We start from the raw sequence: 18,535 nt of genomic DNA on the forward strand, positions 1-18,535 counted from the left end.
CTGTTGTGGTCGGGGAGGGCTGTGTGATCGGGGCCGGCGCAGTAGTTACCCGGGATGTGCCTGCAGGTTGCAGAGTCATTGGAAATCCCGCCCTTTGTACGGGTAAGCACCCGGGATGCGCATCAACAGGAATGTCATCGTGAACCTAGCACGGCAGCGCGAGTCTCTTCCGAGAGACGCGTCTCGGCAGGCATCACTGCGTGACGTCTCGGGGACGACACTTGTCTTGGTTGGCCTAGTCTGCATGTGTGCGTTGGCGCTGGCATCTGGCATCGTGCTTCTGACGCTAGCGGTCGCTTTGCCGCTACTGGTACAGATGCTTGGCTCACGAGCGGCCCGCGTTCCTTTTGGAGTCATCGACGTACCCACAATTGTACTGTTCACCTATATTTTGTTCTTTCCGTTGGGCTATCTACGCCTCGTGTTGTACCCAGGTAGTGCAACTTTTGCGCGAGGTGTGTATCCGACCGAGGTGCTAGATATCTGCCTCCGATTTGGAGCCTGGTTTACGATCGGCATGCTAGTGGGTGCCTGGATCGCGGTACTCCGCGCGGGCGGTTATAAGGGCGGAACCAGAAACGTGCCTGAAGCGAGTGTGGCGCACATAGGATGGTGCGCGGTTATCCTCTCAATTCTGAGCGTTGGCGGCCTTGCGCTGGTGGTAGCAGACTTCGGTTCTGTTAACACGGCCATGGAGGCCTACGCCCCGCACGACAGGACGGTCGGCGTCGCTGCAGCGTCCGGACGTGGCAGTTCAGCCTGGGCGGTATTTGCGGTGCCGGCTGTGGCTGCGTCGAGTATCTACTTCTTTACCGCGACCGGCTCAGCCAGGCACTACACACGGCTGCTGTCGGGGGTTGTTGTCGTCGCAATCCTCGGAGCCGCGGTGGTCATCTTTTCGAGTCGTCTTGTATTGATACTCGGACTTATCTCAGTCCTCGGCTGCCGGTACTGGGTGCGACGGCAGCGAGCGACCCCGTTCGAGGTAGTAGGTCTTTTGGGTTTCGTTGTGACGGTGAGTATCCTGCTGCTCAGGCTGCGTCCAGGATACGCCGAAGAACCATTTCTTCTTCGCGTAATGAAAATTCTTGATTACGCTGTACTGAATGTTTCTGCTGGTCTACAGGTCCGTACCCCGTATGTACACATTGAGATTTTCAATCTCGAAAGAGCATGGACTATCATTCGTAGCTTACTGCCTGTGGGACGTCCGTCTGCCGAGGATCTGTCGGAAGCTCGGTTGGACGTGGTCGTCGCTCAGACCATTGGCTCCAGTGCCCAGGGAGCCACGTCCGGTTTACCGCCCTCGATGCCTACAGCGTTGATGATGATGGCGGGACCAGTCTTCGGAGTTGTGCTCGCATTCTTACTCGGTTTCGCAGGTAGCATGCTAACCCAAGCGCTACTTAGGCGCGATAGTGTTGTCGCTGGCCTCTTTTTCGGACTATCGTTGTCGTTTATCTTCAACGCCTACAAGGGTGGCGACGTCATATTGGACCTCGTTGGGGAGATACGTCGATTTGGGTACGTCGGCCTGATAGTCCTCGGAGTGATATTGATGGCAAGAATCCTGGGCCCTTATGGCCCCGCTTTAGGTAGGGGCAAGGGAGACTCCAATGTCCTCGAATAAGTCGGTTCCCGGTACGGTCGTCTATATCACGCATGAGTGTCCCACGACGACACAGACGTTTGTTGACGATGAATGGCGCGAGGTTGCTCGCTGGGTCGATCACTTGTTTGTTCATCCTTTACATGTTTCCTCTCCTGTGCCTTCCTCCGTTCCGGTTCTTTCGACTTCAGGACGTCTCGGCAATATCCCCACGCTCCTGAGGTTGATGGTATTCCGACCTGCACGTGTCGTGTCGTTCGCGAGGCTATTTGCCGACCAGAAGTCCGCGACGCGTTTCCCTTTCGTTTTATGGCATGCGACCCGAGTGATTCGCGCGCTTGACGATCGACGAATAGCAGGCCCGGTGCACATCCACGCTCACTTCCTCGGGCGAACTCTAGAGGTGGGTTCCCTCCTGAAGTGTCTCGACCCTGAACGCTTTAGCCTGTCTGCGACAGGACATGCTGCTGACGCTTCGTCTCCTATGTCCACGAGTCGTCTAGGCCTCCTTCTTCATCGCTTTGCCGATCGTGTGGTTGCAGCAAGCTCGTTTGTAGCCTCCGTCCTGGCACGCGATTATGGTGTTGAATCAAAGATCGTGCACTGTGGACTACCGGACACAGTTTTTGATTCTTTTCTATTAGAAAAGCCACAAGACGCCAGATTGAGGGTCGTCTCTGTAGGTAGATTGATACCCAAGAAGGGTTTCGATGTTTTGATACGGGCTGTCGGCGTCCTCGAAAGTCGGGGCATCGAGGTCGACGTCCAGATCGTTGGTGCCGGGCCGTGTATGGCGGAGTTGCGTCAGTTGTCGTCCTCACTGGGCTTAGGCTCAAGAATTGAGTTCACAGGCGCGGCATCACGCGCACACGTCCTGAACCTGATCGACGATGCCGACTGTTTAGTGCTTGCGAGTAGACCTTCCCCTGATGGTGACATTGACGGAATCCCGGTCGTACTAATGGAAGCAATGGCGAGGCGGAGGCTGGTACTGTCCACGCCGGTCGGGGGAATCACTGAGTTGATCGAACACGGGGTTACTGGACTACTTGCCGAACCGGGAGACCCAGTGTCGTTCGCAGACAATCTGGAGCTAGTCGCCTCGGAGCCTGGCTACGCTGCGTGCTTAATCAATCGAGGTTATAGTTATGTATCTACAAACTTCCGGCTATCTTCCGAAGTTCAGCATCTGGTTGCGACGTTCGACGAATTGAGGTCGGTGGATGACTAGGGATGCTTCGCAGGCTGTCGGCGTCTGCGTCCTTAACTACGCGCCTGAGCCAACGGGTATTGGTCCTTATGTGAGTGAGTTCGCTGAAGCGGTCGTTGGCGGGGGTGCAGAGTGTCGCGTTCTCACCGCGATGCCGCACTACCCGGCTTGGAAGTTTGACCAAGGTTACAGTCCTTGGACCCACCAGGAAGTTAGAGGTGGTGTGCGGATCAGGAGGCTGAGGCACCTTTTGCCTATAGGCAGAGGACAATTGGGTCGCTTTGTTAGCGAGTTTGCCTTTGGTTTGCGATGTATGACTAACCTTGGCTGGTTTCGTTCGTGTGGCAGTGTGCTTCTCGTTACCCCTGCGCTTTTCAGTTCCTGGATGGTCCTGTTGACCCTGCGGTTTACCGGATATCGTGGAAAGACGCACGTGTGGGTCCAGGATCTGTATACACAGGCGATTGGTGGCGGCGTGACACGGGGGTCGCTTGCGCGGTTAGTGGTAGGACCGGTCGAGCGCTCACTGTTCCGTCTGGCGGACTCGGTTATCGTAATCCACCCCTTTTTTGAGGAACATCTTCGGACTCAAATGCAATTACCGGCGGTTCAGCTGTCGCAGGTTCGGAATTGGTCGCGGCCGTTGCCTGATTCGAAGGACGAGATTGCGAGTGATTTGTATGTCCGCGAGCGCTGTCAGATTGGTCCAGAAAAGTCAATAGTCCTGCACGCCGGCAATATGGGCAAGAAGCAAGACCTAATTAATGTTGTGGAGTGTGCGAAACTGGCCGAGATCGAGGGGGCGCCGGTTCATTTTGTCCTGTTGGGCGACGGCGTTGAGCGGAATGTAATCGAGGCGGCGTCAGCGGGTGTTAGGACACTGACGATAGTTGACCCAGTCGCCGATGATGAGTTCGCCGATTACTTATGCGCAGCAAATGTCTTCCTCGTTAACGAGCGTCCAGGCCTAGGTGAGACTGCAGTTCCCAGCAAGCTAACGACGTACTTCAGGTCTGGGCGGCCAGTTGTCTGTGCATCCGACGCTGACAGTCCGGCAGCGGAGGAGTTGCGAGCCTCGTCCGGTGGGCTTTGCGTACCTCCCGGTGAACCAGCGTCTCTGCTTAACGCGATTGTTGAGCTGGTCGACGATACTTCAGTAGCCAACGAGCTCGCGGAGAACGGACGCAAGTACAGCGCGGCTGTTCTCGAAAAAGAGGCGTGTCTCGAAAAGTTGATTAAAATCGTACATCCGAATTGTGACGTAGTTGCTTGAACGTTAAGGTGCACACAAATAGGCGCCCGAGTGCGCGCCTGGCGAGAGGACTGAGAGATGTCAGGTAGCAGTTCGTGGGCGAGTTTGCAGGGTAGCTCACTGCCAGGTTTAGTTCGCTTGTTTGTGGAGCGGTGGTGGGTGCTTGTGGGATCGTGCCTGTTGGGTGCGTTGATCGGGCTTTCCGTCAGTCTTATTCAGACTCCGATGTATAGTTCTGCGGCAACACTTTACGTCACCGCTTCGGGAGAATCTGGCGCGCAGAGCGCTTATCAGGGTGCGCTGGCCTCGGAGCAGCGCGTGACCTCGTACGCGGAGCTCGCCTCCTCGCGATTGCTTGTGGAGGAGGCGCTCGCTTCTTCAGGCCTGGCTCTGGACGTAAGCGATGCTCGTGCAGCGGTGTCGGCTGTCGCCATCCCAGATACCGTGTTAGTGCAGGTCAGCGCAGAACTGGGTAATCCTGAGCTCGCGGCTCGCCTCGCTAACGCGGTTGCAGAATCGCTGGTTCGGTACGCACAAAACCTCGAGAAGCCCAACGACGGAAGTGAACCCCTAGCTAAGCTCACGGTGGTATCTCCGGCCGAAGCTGCTAGCGAGCCGGTGACACCTCTGACCAACCGCAATGTGGCCTTCGCGGCATTTATCGGGCTGCTGTTGTCAGCGTTGGGTGTTGTTCTCGCGGATCGACTAGACAATCGTATCCGGAGTGACTCTGAGATAGCTGAAGAGTTTGGTCAGGTAGTGTTGGCAGCGGTGCCGGCGGACGCTTCGCTGAAGACAGACGGGCCGATCGACTTCGGAACGGGAGGACATGCGTCGGCCGAAGCTTTCCGTAAGTTGCGCACCAACCTTTCTTTCGTTGGTGTTGATCAACAGACGCGTACTCTCCTAGTTACCAGTCCCCGTGAAGGTGATGGAAAAACGACGACCTCTGTCAATCTCGCCTGTGCGCTGGCCGAGGCTGGTTCGCGAGTGTTGCTTGTGGATGCCGACCTACGTCGCGGGCGTCTTGCGTCAGTGTTCGGGCTTATGTCTGGTATCGGATTGACAACGCTACTGACATCCCCTGATTTCGACGGTGATGGTCCAATCCAGAACACGGGGGAGGAGAACCTATGGGTACTCGCGAGCGGCCCTCGGCCGCCGAATCCCGCCGAGCTGCTTGGTACCAAGAGAGCGGAGGACGTATTCGCTGGGTTTGCCGATGCGTTTGACTACGTCATTGTTGACTCTCCCCCGATTCTGCCGGTGACAGATTCGGTCGTTATGTCTCGGTTCGTTGATGGCGTCGTCGTGGTTGTTCGAGCTGGCCGAACGCGTGGTCGGGAAATGAGTACTGCATTAGGTGAATTGGATGCGGGTCGCGCGAGGGTACTCGGAGTCGTGGTTAATGAGTTGAACGCGGGCGCCGATTCACTTCGCTACAGTTACTACGGTTATGCGACGAACCCTTCGCCTGCGTAAAACTGCAAGTAGAGCGTGTGATCATGGTCCGAAGTTGTCCTCCGCGAGGCCTAACGGTCGTAGCAGCGGATCCCTCAGCACGTGAGGTGAATGGTGTGCGGGCTTGGCCTTCTGTGCACAGCTGCGGCCCGACCGAGTACGGCGCCTCGTCGGTGGGACTGTGGCATTACGCGGACGTCAATACGGTTGCGGCTTACCGGAATCACCAAGCGTAGCGCCGTCCTTTCCGGCCATGTCATCGTGAATCGGAAGTGGACTACGTCTTGCCGACCTTGTTGAACTCTTGCTACTGCTTCTGAGGAGGTTGCGGGTGGCACCACGGTGTGAGGTCTAAGAAAACCTGGCTCTGCTTCATGTCTTGAGGTATTACGGGTCAGGGTACAAAACCCAGGCAGCCGGCCACGGCATAGGACGCGTGATCGTCGAGGACCTGGCGGCCTCGGTCGTAGGTGTTCAACCTGGTTGAGAGTTCAGCGTGACGCGCAGACAACTGCACCGTTCGTGGTGGGACCCCAGCGTCGAGTGCCAGAACAACGAAGGTGTGTCGCAGGGTGTGGGGTGACACGGGGATAGCGACGATCCCGGCGGCTGTGGCGCAGCGCTTCACGACTCGGTCCGCGGATCGCCTGGTCATCCGCGATCCGTCCCGCCGCAGAACAAGGGGCCTGACGTGCGACCGGCGATCGCTGCGTCAACGGCGCGCTGGACCGCGGGTGGCATATGGACGATGGCCGGCCGATTGCCTTTGCCGCGAAACCGAACATACCGATGCGCCCGCGCAGTCTCAAAGCAGTCGGGCACGTCGACTGCGCATGCCTCCGACACTCGCAGTCCGCAACATGCCATCAACGCGACCAGCGCGTGGTCGGCTGGATTCGCTGCTGCGGCGACGGTAAGCCGTTGGAACTCGTCACGGTTCAGTGCGTCCGGTGGTTCGTGTCCGGGATCGCTCGTGGTCGGGATTCCAGGCGGCACGGGTTCTTGTGAACAAGATCGTCGTCGACGGCGAGCTCGAAGAATCGCGACAGCGTTCCGACGCGATGATTGATGGTCGACGATGAATTCCGGCGCTCGTCGCGTAACCGCCGCATCCATATCTCGATCACCGGACGCGAGGCGTCGGAGATGGGGTGTTTGTCGTGGAGGTCGCACCACAGTAGCCAAGTGGTCAAGTCCTGACGATAGGCCGCGCGGGTATTCGGGGACTCCCAGCGCGCCGAGAACGCTTCCACGTACAGGTCGACATCTTCGCGTTCGAAGCCGGGCGTGGTTGCAGGCCGGGGGTCGTGGGGCACGGTCATCGTTCATCTCTCCGGGTCGACGGGACCGGTGTGAGGTCAGCCTGCACATGGATCTGTGTCTACGCGGGGTCGATGTATCAAGTGGCCAACTCAACCGCGTCGTAACGGACGCTATCGGCAGGTCAGGGGTTGTGGTGCGGATGGATGAATCGGTGATCTCGCCGTGCAGTTTTGTCTGGCCTAGGTGATGATGCCCAAGATGCGGTTCTCACGTCAGAAGGGCACTGGGTGACACTTCAACTGGAACGGCGCCGAAGTTCATCTCGACGACGCCGCAGCAAAACGAAGCAGTCAGACCATCAGCGGCCAGATATCCAGGGCTTGCGCATGGTGGCAGTACTGACCGTCTTCGCCAATCACCTCTGGGGCTGGCCCGGTGGCGGGTTCGTGGGCGTCGACATCTTCTTCGTGATCTCCGGATTCCTGATCACCGGCAATCTGCTGCGGACCTACGACAAGACGGGCAGCATCGCTTTTGGCCAGTTCTACCTGAAGCGAGCCAAGCGCATCATCCCGGCCGCGACACTGGTTTTGATCCTCACCTGTGTCGCAGCATCATTCGCGTTCTTCCCTGCCCGTGCCGAGAGCACCCGGATTGATGCCATCTGGGCGTTCTTCTTCGCATCCAACTGGAGATTCGCCGCAGAAGATACCGACTACTTCACCGCAAACGGGCCGGTCTCACCGCTGCAGCACTATTGGTCCCTTTCGATCGAGGAACAGTTCTACTTCGTTTGGCCTGCACTCATTTTCGTGCTCGGTGTTTTGGCGGTCCGCAAGTCCACCGGCAGTCACCGAGTCGTGTCCGCAGCCGCAATGGCGGCGATCGTCGTTGCTTCATTTACCTGGGCTCTGGTAGAGACGACCAACTCGCCGACGTGGGCATACTTCAACACGTTCGCCCGCGTCTGGGAATTGGGCGCCGGCGCTCTACTCGCGATCTGCGCCGCCTGGATAGCACCTCGAATGCCGACCGTCGCACGCACGCCACTTGCGTGGATGGGCCTGGCGATCATCACTGCGAGCGTGTTCCTCGTCCGCGAGACTCCAGGATTCCCGGCACCGTGGGCGGCGCTGCCTGTCATCGGCACTGTCATTGTTATCGCGGCTGGGATTGGTCGCGAGCCGAAACACATCGTGGTCCTGACGAATCCGGTCAGCCGCTACATCGGGGATATCTCGTACTCGCTGTACCTGTGGCATTGGCCGTTGATCGTCATCATGGCGAGCGTGATGGACACCGATAACGCCTACTACTACGTTGCCGTCCTCTGCCTAGCCTTCGGCGGCGCGATCGCCTCCTACCACTTCTTCGAGACGCCGCTGCGTAAGACCACGTGGCGTTCAAAGAGAACCCGGCGGCGGCGATCCCAGCAGAAGCAGCCCAGGATTTCGACCTCGATGCAGTACGCCATTGTTGGATCTCTGGCGCTGATTGTGGTCGGGCTGGGCGCCGTGACGTTCAAACCGATGGGCGACATTACGGTCCCGCCCGTAATCACCGCAAACACAACCGATCCGGCGGTGACCCCGACGACCGATCTCCAACCGCTCACGGCAGCCCTGCAAGGGCAGATTGCCGACGCGGTAGCCGCCACCAGCTGGCCCGATCTCGACCCACCTCTGGAATCGCTAATCGGCAGTGGCCGCCAGGCCCCCGAAGAGGTAAAGGCGTGCGGTCTGGTGAACCGGCCCTCTGCCGCACAATGCACGTGGGGTGCAGCCGATGCCCCCCACACGATCGTTGTCCTCGGCGACAGTGTGGGTATGACCTGGGTTGAGCCGTTGCGCCAGTTCGCGCTCGCGAGCAACGGTCAATGGAAGGTGCGCGCAGAAGCCATGTTCGGATGCACGTTCGTCGACATCCGAATTCGCGACGCCCGAGACGCGATCAGCGACGCGTGCCCAGGGCGAAAGCAGTCCGCGATCAAGGCGGTCAATGACACCCACCCCGATGTGGTCGTCGTCTCCAACACCTACGCGGGCCTGACCAATGCCGACACCAAGCAGGAGATCACTAACGACGAGTGGACTGCCGGACTACGCAAGCTGATCGACCAGTTCCGTTCCGCCACCAAGAACGTGGTGTTCCTCGCGGCGCCGCCGATGGAGAAAGATGTCGCGACTTGCTACACCCGGGCGAGCGTGCCCGCGGACTGCTTGAGTAAGGTCGGCTCAGCCTGGAGAGGACGCCTCAACCTCGAGAAAGGAATAGCCGAGGCTGTGGACGGCGAAGTACTCGATAGCAGCATACTGTTCTGCACCCCCGAGCGGTTGTGCCCCGCGTTCGTCGGGACCACTCCAGTGAAACTCGACAAGGTTCACATGACACCGGAGTATGCCGCGTTGATATCCCCGGCGTTCGCAGAGTTGTGGCAGTCACTGGACCTGACAACCGAGTGAATCATCAGACCAACTTGGCGAAGATTCTCGGCAGCGCCCCGACAACACTGATCGCCGTCGGGAACAGCGCGTGGAGAGCGCCATTCACTCCGGTGGCCCCGTACGCGCCGCCCGAGGTGTTCGAGCCCACCGAGGTAACACCCAGTGGCAGCATGGCCGCACCCGGGGTTCGGACATTCGGGATGGTCGCCACACCGCCCTGCTGCGCCGCACCCACATGGAACAGACCGGCCGGCAGCGAGATCGACAGCCCAGTGATCTTCGGCTGACCCACCGCATCAGCGGGGACCGTTCCGGCGTCGGAGATCAGTGCCCCCGGGTAGCCGGTGCCGTCGTCGGCGTAGATTCCGATGCGGAACACCGAGCGCGCGTTGCCCGCGGTGATGATCTCCAACCCCAGCTCGGAGATGACGATCGGACGCGGTACGAACCATGGTGCGACCCGCAGCGCCCCGTCGGGGATGGTGTTGTTCGTGCCGGTGCCGGTTGTCGGAACACAGAAGTGATACAGGTTCGGCTTGAGGATTGTCTGCAATGCCTGGCCGCCGGTGAGGGCGGGAGCTATCGCAGCGGCACGGATGCGCCCCTTCACGGTGCCGGCCACTGAGGAGAACACGTCAGCAACAGTTGCTCCTGACGCGACGTTCGCGATCGGGGGTGGCGTCATTCGCGCCGGTCACCGTGACGTCGTCGATGGTCACAGCACTCGTGGTGGAATCGACGGTGACGCCACGACCCATCACCGGGGTTCCCCGGTTGTCGATCGCGGTGAACCGCTTGATCGAGCCCGACCCTCCCGGTGCGACGAGACCCGCCCGGTCGGTGGACGAGGTGGCTATCGACCCGGGATTGACGACCATCGCCGACTGAACTTCGAAGTCCTTTGGCGTAGGGCCTGACGAGAATGCCGCGAGCGCCAGCCCCGATCGACTTGATCGAGCCGACCTGGCCGCGGTATCCGCCGAGCCATACATCCGGACCGGTCGCCAACGTCTGGTTACCCTGCCCAATGTAGGAGTCGACGGTGCAGTCGAAACACTTCTCCAACCACAGACCGTGGGCGGCGTTTCCGACGACATGTACGGTCCCGACGTGAATGCGGTAGGGGCCGACCGCGCTGCCGGTGCCTTGCAGTTTGAGACCCGAGTTCCCCTGCGAGTCGCCGCAGTTCACTAGGAACACCGACCCGATGGTGGTGTCTGCGCTGGTCTCGGCGATCTTGATGCCCGCCGAGCACGACTGGCCCCAGATGGTGGTCATGGTGGAGTTCTGCAACTCGCAGGCGAACGCGTTGTCCGGGTAGTTGAAGATGTTGGTGGGGTCCGGAGTCTCCGACTTCGCCGAGATCAGACCGAACTTCGACTCGCACACCCATGCCCGTGAACGGGTGGCCGAGTCCGAACGGTTGCCCGGCGACGGTGTCGGCGATGAGGTAGTCGGATCGGATGCGGTCGCAGTTGTAGAGCTGCACGCCGCCGTGCTTCACGTTGCGGATCTTGACGTTCAAGTCGAAGGTGTCGAGGACGGCCATCTGGATCAATCACTCGTTGGTTAGGGTGGTGTTGTTTCCGTCGATGACTCCGGAGAATCCGCCGTCGGTCAACCCGGGGATGCCGGTGGTGGCCTGTTCGTTGGTGACGGCGACCGCGTCGACTGTGGCTTTGAGGACAGCGCCACGGGTGTCGAGGTACACGCCCTTCGGGATCGTCAGCCACACGGGCATCGAGGTAGTGCCCGAGGGGACGACGAAGCTGGTTTTGTTGACCGACGAGTTCAGTCGGTACACCTTGCCCGTCTGGCAGTAGACGCGGGCGCCGAACGCGGCGGCCGCGTCGAGAGCGGCTTGGATTGCGGCACCGTGGTTGGCGACGTCGATACCGGCGGCGAACCCCGACTGGTCGGCACGTGTGAGAGACTACTGCACCGCCGATGCGAGCGCGGTCTTGGTGATCCCGGTCGATGGTGCGTAGGCGGTTGACCAGGCAGCCTGTTCGGTGGTGTCGAACGCGGCGCGGGAGGTGCCGTTGGCGGTGCGGGTGATGACGTCACCGGTCGTCGGGGAGATCACCTTGTTGCCTGCGGTGTAGGCCGTCGAGGCCTGCCACTTCGGGGCAAATCGTGCGTCGGCGACCGTAACCGGCCCGAGTCCGAACACGGACCGCTTGGTCAGAGTGCTCGCGCGATCAGATTCGCGATTGCCTTGCTCCCGAGTGGGGTCGGGTGGCGGGGTTGGGTCTGAGACTGCGAGGCGTTCCCTTCGAACCAGCGGGCTGCGCCGGCGCATGCGTCGTGTCCGACGGCGGCGGAGGCGACGTCGACGAAGGTCATAGATCGTGTGACGGCAGCGGTTCGGAGGATGGCGTCGAATCGCTTGAAGAACCTCTGGAGGTACGCGGCGTCGGCGTTGCTGATGTTCGCCTGGCCGGGGCAACCCGTTCGGCCGTAGTAACCGCCGTGGCCGACGAGGACCACGCGGGCGAGGGGTGCGCGGGCGGCGATGGTACTCAGTGTTGCGCCGATCTTCGGTGCGACCGCGGTGAGGGCCGAGGTCATCCGGTCGGCCATCGCTCGATCTTGGCGACACCGGGCGTCCTGGCCGAACCTGGGCGTGAAGCAGGAGGAGACTATCGACCACCAGCGGAGGTCATTGCCGCCGATCGAGAGAGTCACCAGCCGCGTGGACCACGACAGAGCGTTGATCTGGACGGGCCGGGCGCCAAATGATGTCGTCTGTCGGCGGGTCGTGACGTCTGCCGTCGTGGCGTTCACGCAAGCAACCGAGGTGTAGCTCATCCGGAGCTGGGAGGCGAGGTGCGTCGGGTAGGCGTCGCGGGTACGTCCGCACCCGTCCGGATGTTGCGCCGAGGTCAGCGTCGGCGCTGCGGCGCGTGAGTCTCCCAAGGCGACGTATGCGGGTGCCGCCGGCGCGGCGAGAACCGACGGTACCGACACGCAGCTGATCGCGATGGCGAGAACGGCGACGAGTGCGAGGCGGAATCGGGTCACGGCAGGAGTATCCCAGCCGTGTCGTCGAACGTTACGAGGGGTCTGGGCACCGTCTGACAGGCCCGTCCGATGGCGCCCGGTGGCCGACTGAGAACAGCCCGTTCAGTCGATACAGAGCTTCGAGTCGACGGGCTAGCGTCGGTGATGTCAACACGCGGTCCCCGAGGCGCGAACGGATGTGATCCGTGCAACTTTGCCACCGTGGTCGAGGGGCGTCGGTCATGATTGCGCCATGGTGGTGCGACGGGGCGAGCGCGCGCGGATCGGAGTCGTCGATGATCACCCGTCGATCGTCGCCGGGCTGCGGGCGATTCTCGGGGACCAGCCGGACCTGGAGTTCACCGCCGGCGCAGCGACAGTGTCGGAGTTGCTGACAGTGACCCGAGATCTCGACTTGGTCGTCCTCGATCTGCGGTTGGAGGACGGGAGTTCACCGCAGATCAACGTCGACTGTCTCGCTGAACTCGACATCCCGGCTGTTGCCTACACCTCCGGAGACGAACCCTATCTGGTCCGGTTGGCAGCCAGTGCGGGGGTGAAAGCGGTGTTGCGCAAGAACGTTGACGACGACGTACTTCTGGCTGCCGTCCGAGCGGTGCTCTCGGGGGAGGAGACTCCGACGGTGGATTGGGCGGCTGCGATCGATGCCGACGACGACTTCGTCGACCTACCACCACAGCTGCGACGTGTCCTCGAGCTGTATGCCGCAGGCGAATCCACTGCCGGAGTTGCCAAATCCATGAACCTGTCCCCGGACACGGTCAGTGACTACGTCGGTCGGATCAGAACGAAGTACGCCGCAGTGGGGCGACCCGCGCCGACTCGGCAGCATTTGATGTTTCGAGCGATAGAGGACGGATGGCTACCGATACCGCGGCGGCTTCGACGGCGGAGATAGCGTCTGATCGCGACGTCGCACTCGACGAGTCCGCAGGTCAGCGGATTCTGCGACAATTCGCTGTGTTCATCGCCTGTGGCTACCTGGTGTACCTGGTGCTCACCTCCCCGGCTATCGCGGCGTCACTGGCAGTGATGCACATGTGGTGGACGGTGCCCGCACTGGTTGTCGTGTTCGGTCCCGGGCTCGCGCTGGGGCCGCTCGCGTGGCGAGGGTCGCCTCGAGCCCTACGAGTGTGTGCAGGGTTTGCTACCGGCGGCTATTTGGCGGCGGTGTTCACGTGGGGTTTCGGCTGGAACGGCGCGCACCTTTCCGAAACCACCGGCATATGGTTCTTCTCTTTCTGTGGATTGGCTGCGATCGCCGCCGCACTGGCCATGCGTCCGACCTACGCCTTTGTCGTGCTTGTGGTGGTGGTGATCTCGACCGTCACGATCAACTACGTGGCCCGCGACGTCGCACGCAGCGGGCTGTTCGTTCCGGATATGGCGTGGGCATTCGCCTTCTCGCTCGTGTACTTCGCCGCAGCGGTCATGGGGATGCGTACCGCAACGGTTCTCGATGACACGCGGGCGCAGGCCTACCGAACGGCGGCGGCCGCCGCCGCGTCGCAGGCCCGCGCCAACGAGCGGCAACGGTTCAATCAACTCACCCACGACGGCGTCATGGCGACCTTGCTGGTCGCCGCTCGCCGAGGGAACTCCACGCAGTTGGCCGCTCAAGCCCAGGCCACCTTGCACGCACTCGATAGGATCCGCGGCGACGCCGACACCGACGGCACGATGACCCCCGATGCTGTTCTGACGCATCTCAGTGAGGTGACGGCCACGGTGGACCCGACCCGACGTTTCGAGGTTCGCCGCGCAATCGACAGCCCGGACGCCGGCTATCCCGCCACGGTGGTTCGTACAGTCGCGGCAGCGGCTGCGGAGGCGGTCCGCAACAGCGGCCGTCATGCTCGGGCGTCGAAGACGATTGTCTCGGTGGAGATCACGGATGACCGGCTGCACATAGAAGTAGCCGACAACGGGCATGGTTTCGAACCGTCGACGGTGCCGGCCGACCGGCTCGGAATCGCCATCAGCATCCGTGAACGGATGGCGCACATCGGTGGCTCCGCCACCATCGAGTCGGCGCCGATGCGCGGCACTCGTGTGTTCTTGGAGTGGGTGCGGTGATGGTGAGCCCGACCGGTGGGCGCGAGGATATTCGCGACCTGCTCGGAATGCGAACGCGCGGTGCATGGCTCATCATCGGTAGCTACCTCGTCGCCATGGTCATCGTGACCGTGGCCACGGTCAACAGTTACACGACTCCCTGGGTGGCGGCACTGGGATCGATCATATTGATAGCCGCGACGCTCGTCCTCGTCCTCGTTCCCGGCGACCCTCTCCCGTTCGGGACAACTCTGATGCTGACCGCTTCGGGGCCGGTGGCGTGTGCGCTTGTGTTGTCGGCGACCCCCGCGGTTCTGAGTTCGCCTCTGCAGACCTGGATACACGGCGGCGGGACGTCGATCTACTGCTTCATGAATGTCCGCGGCCGGCGGATCGCGCCGTGGATCGGCTTGCTCGGAATGGTGCTTGTGTTCGCAGTGTGGGCCGTTGCTGTCGGTCGGGGCGCTGCGTACGGCATCAGTTTTGTTGCCATCGACGCAGCCCCTCTGGCGATGGCGACTCTCCTGTCGTTCACTCTTCGGCCCACGGCGAAGGCGGTGTTCTCGCTACGGGCGCAGACAACCGAACGCGTCGCCGAACTGGCTGCGCAAACCGCCGGCGCCGATGAGCGCGAGAAGCAAGCACGCCACCTCGATCGCCTCGCCCGCCCGATGATCGAGAAGATCGCGTCAGGCGAACCCCTCACCGCAGCTGAGCGAGGAGAGTGCGCACTACTCGAGGCCCACCTGCGCGACCGGCTGAGAGCGCCGATTCTGTCCACGCTCGAGCTCGACGAAGCCGCGTACAGCGCGCGACAGCGGGGCGTGGAGGTCATCTTTCTCGACGACTCCGGTACGCCAGAACAGGACCCCGCCGTCATAGCGTCAGTGCGTGACGCCGCCGCACACGCCCTGCAGGAGGCGGCCGGCGGGCGCGTCTGCGTACGCATGTGGCCATCCGGCCGCGAAACCGTGGCCTCGGTACTCGTGACCGATGCCGCCGGGACACGACGCACCGAGATCACCGCCGATGAGGTAGAGGAGCTTCCTCGTCTCGGAACCCAGGCCGTCCCCCGCACGGGCCGACCGTTCGCTTGACTATCGATGCCCCCCGGGGCGGTGGCACCATCGCGGGTGCCCCCGCAAGATCGGTCTGTCGCCGACACCGCGACCGTCTTAACGTCGCTCCCATCAGCCACAGCAGACCAGCAGGAGTGCAACGATGACGATTCAGGCTCTCAATTCGGTAGGGCGGCCTGCCCTCAGCAAGCGCGAGATCGAGGTGCTGACCGTGTGGCTCGCGTGTGATTCCAAGCAGCAAGCTGCCCGACGACTCTTCGTCGGTGAATCCACGGTGCATACTCACCTCACCCGGATCCGCGACAAGTACCGAGTCGTCGGCCGACCCGCGCCGTCAAAGATCGCCCTGCTCATCAGGGCCATCGAAGACGGAATCTGCACCCTCGAAGAGATTGCCAGCCTTACTGCGTTGTTTGACAAGGCAACTGAAGCGCAACGCAGGCAACAACATCCGAGTGACGGTCGGAACCTCGCCTGAAGAGACCCCGTGATGATCTGAACGTCGTCAGGACGCGTTCGGGATCGAATTTGCGATTTCTCTACTTCCGAGCGGCGTCGGATGGCGGGGTTGAGTCTGTGACCGCGACGAATTGCCTTCGAACCATCGACCCGCTCCGGGACAGGCGTCGTGCCCGACGGTGGCGGAGGCCACGTCGACGAAGGTCATCGATCGGGTGACGGCGGCCGATCGGAGGATCGCGTCGAACAGTCCGAACGGTTGATCCGGCGTCGGACAGTCAACAGGGCCGTTGCCGACAGTTAACGCCAACCCCTTATCATCGCGGGGGTTCGATTTCGATGCGAGAAGTGGCTGACCAGCGGGGTGTTCCGGTCCGTGATCGCTTGTGTGACGAGGAGTATCGGCGATGCCGGCATGGTGGAACCTGCGGGGCTGGGCGCTGCGCGCAGCGATTTCTGCAGTGATTGCGACGGGGATGACGATCGGTGCGATCGGAGGAACTGCGGAGGTGTTGGCCGAGCCGCCGAATCTCGGTCCGGCGCCTTCCGCGCTTCCCGAGGCCATCGACGCCGCTGTGCCGGCACCGCCGGTGAAGAGGTTGCACCGCATACCTGCCCGCTCGGTGACGCCCGGTGCCTCTCACGAGTTGCAGGAACTTCGCGAGGCGGTCATGCCCTCGCCGAGCGGCGACCGGTTCTTCGATCAATGGTCGGCCGACCTCGCACGCCGTGCTGCCGGAGATGTGATCGCCACTCGCGATGTCATGCGCACGGCGCAGTTGCTGATGACGGTTCCGCTGCGGTCGGCTCGCCAGATCAAGTTCCGGAGCGTCGACGCCGGGGATCAGCCGATCTTCGGTACCGCGACCCTCTTCGTCCCTGCCAAGGCATGGAAGGGACCGCGGTCGCGTCCGGTGCTGGTTCACAATTCGCCGATCGTCGCGCTCGGGACGAAGTGCACGCCCGGTTACACGCTTGCTCACGGCTATCACGCCGACACCAACACCACCGACCTCATCCCGCCGTTCGCGCAATTGGCCTTGGACCGCGGCTACGCGGTGATCATGCCCGACCACACCGGACCCCGGATGGCGTACGCCGAACCGTACGTCGCAGCGCACGTGATCATGGACTCGCTGCGGGCGGCAGGCCGGCTCGACCCCGACAACTTCGCCACCGGACCGATCGCCATGCACGGATACTCCGGTGGCGCGATTGCCACGAATGCCGCGGCGAAGCTTGCCGATTCCTACGCTCCGGAGCAGGCCGGGCGGATCGTCGGCGCGGCATACGGGGGTGTGCCGGCCGACTACCGTTCGCTGGCCGGGGCCATGAACGCCAACCTCGGTTCCGGGGTGTTCCACGCCGCCATGCTCGGTGTCGCACGGGAACGTCCCGAAGTCCTCGCGATGGCGAACAACGCGGCACGCTGGTTGGCCACGTCTCCGATGCGGGACCTGTGTACCAGTGGGATGGGTGCCCTGGGTGTGTCGCACATACCCACCCAGGTTCTGTCGGCCGACCCCGATCCTTACCGTTCACCCGTCGCCGAGCGTCTTTTCGCGATCACTTCGATGAAAGATCACCGGGCGACGATGCCGCTGCGGATCTACCACGGGACCTACGAGTGGTGGATACCGGCGAGCCAGGCTCGCGCCCTGTTCGCCGAGCAGTGCGCGCTCAGGGCGTCAGCGTCGTACCGCGAGTACCCGGCCGAACACATGACCGGGATCTTCGCCGGCCTGCCCGACACGTTGACGTGGCTCGACGACCGTCTGCGCGGGAAACCCGCGCGGAGTGAGTGCCGCTGACAGGACGGCCTGTTTCGACGTCGCCGCAGGCCGACAAGCGGTGGGGTGGCTTCGACTCGGCGCCTCGCTCCGCTCGGGGCCGGTGCAACCACGGGTCGGGTCAGAGCGCGGCGACGACCAGGTCTGCGATGGCCTTGCTGCCGAGCGGGGTGGGGTGGCGTACCTGGGTTGCCGACCGCGAGATGTTTCCCTCGAACCATCGAGCTGAACCTGCGCATGCGTCATGTCCGGCGGCAGGTCCGGCCACGTCGACGAAAACAACCGAGTGTGCTCGAGCGGAGTCTCGGAGCACTGCGTTGAAGCGCTCGAAGAACCGTAGGACGAATGCAGCGTCTGCGGTGCTGATATTCGCCTGACCTGGGCAGCCGGTTTGACCGTAGTAGCCGCCGTGTCCGACGAGAACGACGCGTGCGTTGGGAGCGCGTTGTCTGATCCGGGTAAGCGTGGCGTCGATCTTGGGTGCGAGTGAGGCCAGACCGGAGTTGATTCGTCTTGTCACCGAGGCGTTGGCGCGGCAACGTGCGTCGGGGCCGAACGTCTTAGTGAAACAGGACGACACCAGCGACCACCACTGCAGATCGATACCGCCGATCGACAGAGTGACCAGCCGCGTCGACCGCGACAGCGCGTGTGTTTGAACGAGGCGCGGACCGTACAGCGTCAGCTGTGGTGTCGTGGTGACATTGGCGGTGGTGGCATTGACACAGGCGACGGACCGCAGGCTCAGTCCGAGGCGCGCGGCCACGTGTACCGGGTAGCCGTCGGGTGTGCGCCCGCAACCGTCTGGGCGCAGGGTGGAACCGTTCGTTGGCGCGGCAGCGCGCGAGTCGCCCAAGGCGACGTATTCGGGGCCACCCGGGGTCGCCGT

General features: G+C 62.2%; 18 protein-coding genes and 1 pseudogene. 11 read left to right on the forward strand and 8 right to left on the reverse strand.

All coding sequences use genetic code 11. From position 1 onward, the window contains the following. Positions 1–115: 115 nt before the first annotated feature. The 5 genes and pseudogenes from Q9R39_RS20900 to Q9R39_RS20910 all read left to right on the forward strand — a co-directional run bounded on the left by Q9R39_RS20900 (position 116) and on the right by Q9R39_RS20910 (position 5,553). Positions 116–1,630 (forward strand): hypothetical protein, encoded by a 1,515-nt coding sequence (locus tag Q9R39_RS20900; protein ID WP_311278116.1) that lies wholly within the window; start codon positions 116–118, stop codon positions 1,628–1,630. A 463-nt stretch (positions 1,631–2,093) separates the two neighbouring features. Then, positions 2,094–2,840, forward strand: a complete 747-nt coding sequence (locus Q9R39_RS24775) for a glycosyltransferase family 4 protein (RefSeq protein ID WP_396275711.1) — start codon at positions 2,094–2,096, stop codon at positions 2,838–2,840. Beyond that, positions 2,833–3,441: pseudogene (locus Q9R39_RS24780) on the forward strand (glycosyltransferase); the annotation flags it as partial. The gene Q9R39_RS24775 and the pseudogene Q9R39_RS24780, both read left to right, overlap by 8 nt. A gap of 21 nt (positions 3,442–3,462) precedes the next feature. Continuing rightward, on the forward strand, positions 3,463–4,092 hold the full coding sequence (locus Q9R39_RS20905) for a glycosyltransferase (protein ID WP_311278117.1): 630 nt from the start codon (positions 3,463–3,465) through the stop codon (positions 4,090–4,092). A gap of 57 nt (positions 4,093–4,149) precedes the next feature. Continuing rightward, a complete protein-coding gene (locus Q9R39_RS20910) occupies positions 4,150–5,553 on the forward strand; it encodes a polysaccharide biosynthesis tyrosine autokinase (RefSeq protein ID WP_311278118.1) in 1,404 nt (467 codons plus the stop codon). A gap of 373 nt (positions 5,554–5,926) precedes the next feature. On the opposite strand, the gene Q9R39_RS20915 is transcribed toward Q9R39_RS20910, so the two are convergent. Then, complete coding sequence (locus Q9R39_RS20915) at positions 5,927–6,208, reverse strand: tyrosine-type recombinase/integrase (RefSeq protein ID WP_311278135.1); 282 nt, start codon at positions 6,206–6,208, stop codon at positions 5,927–5,929. Positions 6,209–6,470: 262 nt separating this feature from the next. After that, a complete protein-coding gene (locus tag Q9R39_RS20920; RefSeq protein WP_311278119.1) occupies positions 6,471–6,854 on the reverse strand; it encodes a site-specific integrase in 384 nt (127 codons plus the stop codon). Between the two features lie 228 nt (positions 6,855–7,082). On the opposite strand from Q9R39_RS20920, the gene Q9R39_RS20925 reads away from it, so the two are divergent. Beyond that, positions 7,083–9,257, forward strand: a complete 2,175-nt coding sequence (locus Q9R39_RS20925) for an acyltransferase family protein (protein WP_311278120.1) — start codon at positions 7,083–7,085, stop codon at positions 9,255–9,257. A 4-nt stretch (positions 9,258–9,261) separates the two neighbouring features. Here Q9R39_RS20925 and Q9R39_RS20930 read toward each other — a convergent pair whose 3' ends face one another. The 5 genes from Q9R39_RS20930 to Q9R39_RS20950 form a co-directional block, all read right to left on the reverse strand. Then, positions 9,262–9,873 (reverse strand): hypothetical protein, encoded by a 612-nt coding sequence (locus tag Q9R39_RS20930; protein ID WP_311278121.1) that lies wholly within the window; start codon positions 9,871–9,873, stop codon positions 9,262–9,264. A gap of 1 nt (position 9,874) precedes the next feature. Beyond that, positions 9,875–10,117 carry a hypothetical protein gene (locus Q9R39_RS20935; protein WP_311278122.1) on the reverse strand — a complete coding sequence of 81 codons (243 nt, stop codon included), beginning with the start codon at positions 10,115–10,117 and terminating at the stop codon, positions 9,875–9,877. A 680-nt stretch (positions 10,118–10,797) separates the two neighbouring features. Then, positions 10,798–10,980, reverse strand: coding sequence for a hypothetical protein (locus tag Q9R39_RS20940; RefSeq protein ID WP_311278123.1), 183 nt, complete (start codon positions 10,978–10,980; stop codon positions 10,798–10,800). A 192-nt stretch (positions 10,981–11,172) separates the two neighbouring features. Continuing rightward, positions 11,173–11,412 (reverse strand): hypothetical protein, encoded by a 240-nt coding sequence (locus Q9R39_RS20945; RefSeq protein WP_311278124.1) that lies wholly within the window; start codon positions 11,410–11,412, stop codon positions 11,173–11,175. A gap of 11 nt (positions 11,413–11,423) precedes the next feature. Beyond that, complete coding sequence (locus Q9R39_RS20950) at positions 11,424–12,263, reverse strand: SGNH/GDSL hydrolase family protein (RefSeq protein ID WP_311278125.1); 840 nt, start codon at positions 12,261–12,263, stop codon at positions 11,424–11,426. A gap of 232 nt (positions 12,264–12,495) precedes the next feature. On the opposite strand from Q9R39_RS20950, the gene Q9R39_RS20955 reads away from it, so the two are divergent. The 5 genes from Q9R39_RS20955 to Q9R39_RS20975 all read left to right on the forward strand — a co-directional run bounded on the left by Q9R39_RS20955 (position 12,496) and on the right by Q9R39_RS20975 (position 17,667). Further along, on the forward strand, positions 12,496–13,161 hold the full coding sequence (locus Q9R39_RS20955; protein ID WP_280360723.1) for a response regulator transcription factor: 666 nt from the start codon (positions 12,496–12,498) through the stop codon (positions 13,159–13,161). Next, positions 13,122–14,339, forward strand: coding sequence for an ATP-binding protein (locus tag Q9R39_RS20960; protein WP_311278126.1), 1,218 nt, complete (start codon positions 13,122–13,124; stop codon positions 14,337–14,339). The genes Q9R39_RS20955 and Q9R39_RS20960 overlap by 40 nt, the downstream gene beginning before the upstream one ends. After that, positions 14,339–15,415, forward strand: coding sequence for a hypothetical protein (locus Q9R39_RS20965; RefSeq protein ID WP_311278127.1), 1,077 nt, complete (start codon positions 14,339–14,341; stop codon positions 15,413–15,415). Before Q9R39_RS20960 ends, Q9R39_RS20965 begins: the two co-directional genes overlap by 1 nt. Positions 15,416–15,539: 124 nt before the next feature. After that, positions 15,540–15,875 (forward strand): LuxR C-terminal-related transcriptional regulator, encoded by a 336-nt coding sequence (locus tag Q9R39_RS20970; protein ID WP_311278128.1) that lies wholly within the window; start codon positions 15,540–15,542, stop codon positions 15,873–15,875. A gap of 388 nt (positions 15,876–16,263) precedes the next feature. Further along, positions 16,264–17,667, forward strand: coding sequence for a lipase family protein (locus tag Q9R39_RS20975; protein WP_311278129.1), 1,404 nt, complete (start codon positions 16,264–16,266; stop codon positions 17,665–17,667). Positions 17,668–17,767: 100 nt separating this feature from the next. Here the strand turns inward: Q9R39_RS20975 and Q9R39_RS20980 are convergent. Next, positions 17,768–18,535 (reverse strand): SGNH/GDSL hydrolase family protein (locus tag Q9R39_RS20980; protein ID WP_311278130.1); only part of this gene is annotated, 768 nt, incomplete at its 5' end.

The organism is Gordonia sp. AC31, assembly GCF_031844505.1.
GTDB classification, from domain to species: domain Bacteria; phylum Actinomycetota; class Actinomycetes; order Mycobacteriales; family Mycobacteriaceae; genus Gordonia; species Gordonia hongkongensis.

Coding starts and splice junctions, on each gene's coding strand:
- Q9R39_RS20970 (WP_311278128.1), top strand. CDS start 15,540: ATGACGATTCAGGCTCTCAATTCGGTAGGGCGGCCTGCCCTCAGCAAG.
- Q9R39_RS20935 (WP_311278122.1), bottom strand. CDS start 10,117: ATGGTCGTCAATCCCGGGTCGATAGCCACCTCGTCCACCGACCGGGCG.
- Q9R39_RS20910 (WP_311278118.1), top strand. CDS start 4,150: ATGTCAGGTAGCAGTTCGTGGGCGAGTTTGCAGGGTAGCTCACTGCCA.
- Q9R39_RS20955 (WP_280360723.1), top strand. CDS start 12,496: ATGGTGGTGCGACGGGGCGAGCGCGCGCGGATCGGAGTCGTCGATGAT.
- Q9R39_RS24775 (WP_396275711.1), top strand. CDS start 2,094: ATGTCCACGAGTCGTCTAGGCCTCCTTCTTCATCGCTTTGCCGATCGT.
- Q9R39_RS20975 (WP_311278129.1), top strand. CDS start 16,264: ATGCCGGCATGGTGGAACCTGCGGGGCTGGGCGCTGCGCGCAGCGATT.
- Q9R39_RS20920 (WP_311278119.1), bottom strand. CDS start 6,854: ATGACCGTGCCCCACGACCCCCGGCCTGCAACCACGCCCGGCTTCGAA.
- Q9R39_RS20940 (WP_311278123.1), bottom strand. CDS start 10,980: ATGCCCGTGTGGCTGACGATCCCGAAGGGCGTGTACCTCGACACCCGT.
- Q9R39_RS20960 (WP_311278126.1), top strand. CDS start 13,122: ATGGCTACCGATACCGCGGCGGCTTCGACGGCGGAGATAGCGTCTGAT.
- Q9R39_RS20900 (WP_311278116.1), top strand. CDS start 116: ATGCGCATCAACAGGAATGTCATCGTGAACCTAGCACGGCAGCGCGAG.
- Q9R39_RS20965 (WP_311278127.1), top strand. CDS start 14,339: ATGGTGAGCCCGACCGGTGGGCGCGAGGATATTCGCGACCTGCTCGGA.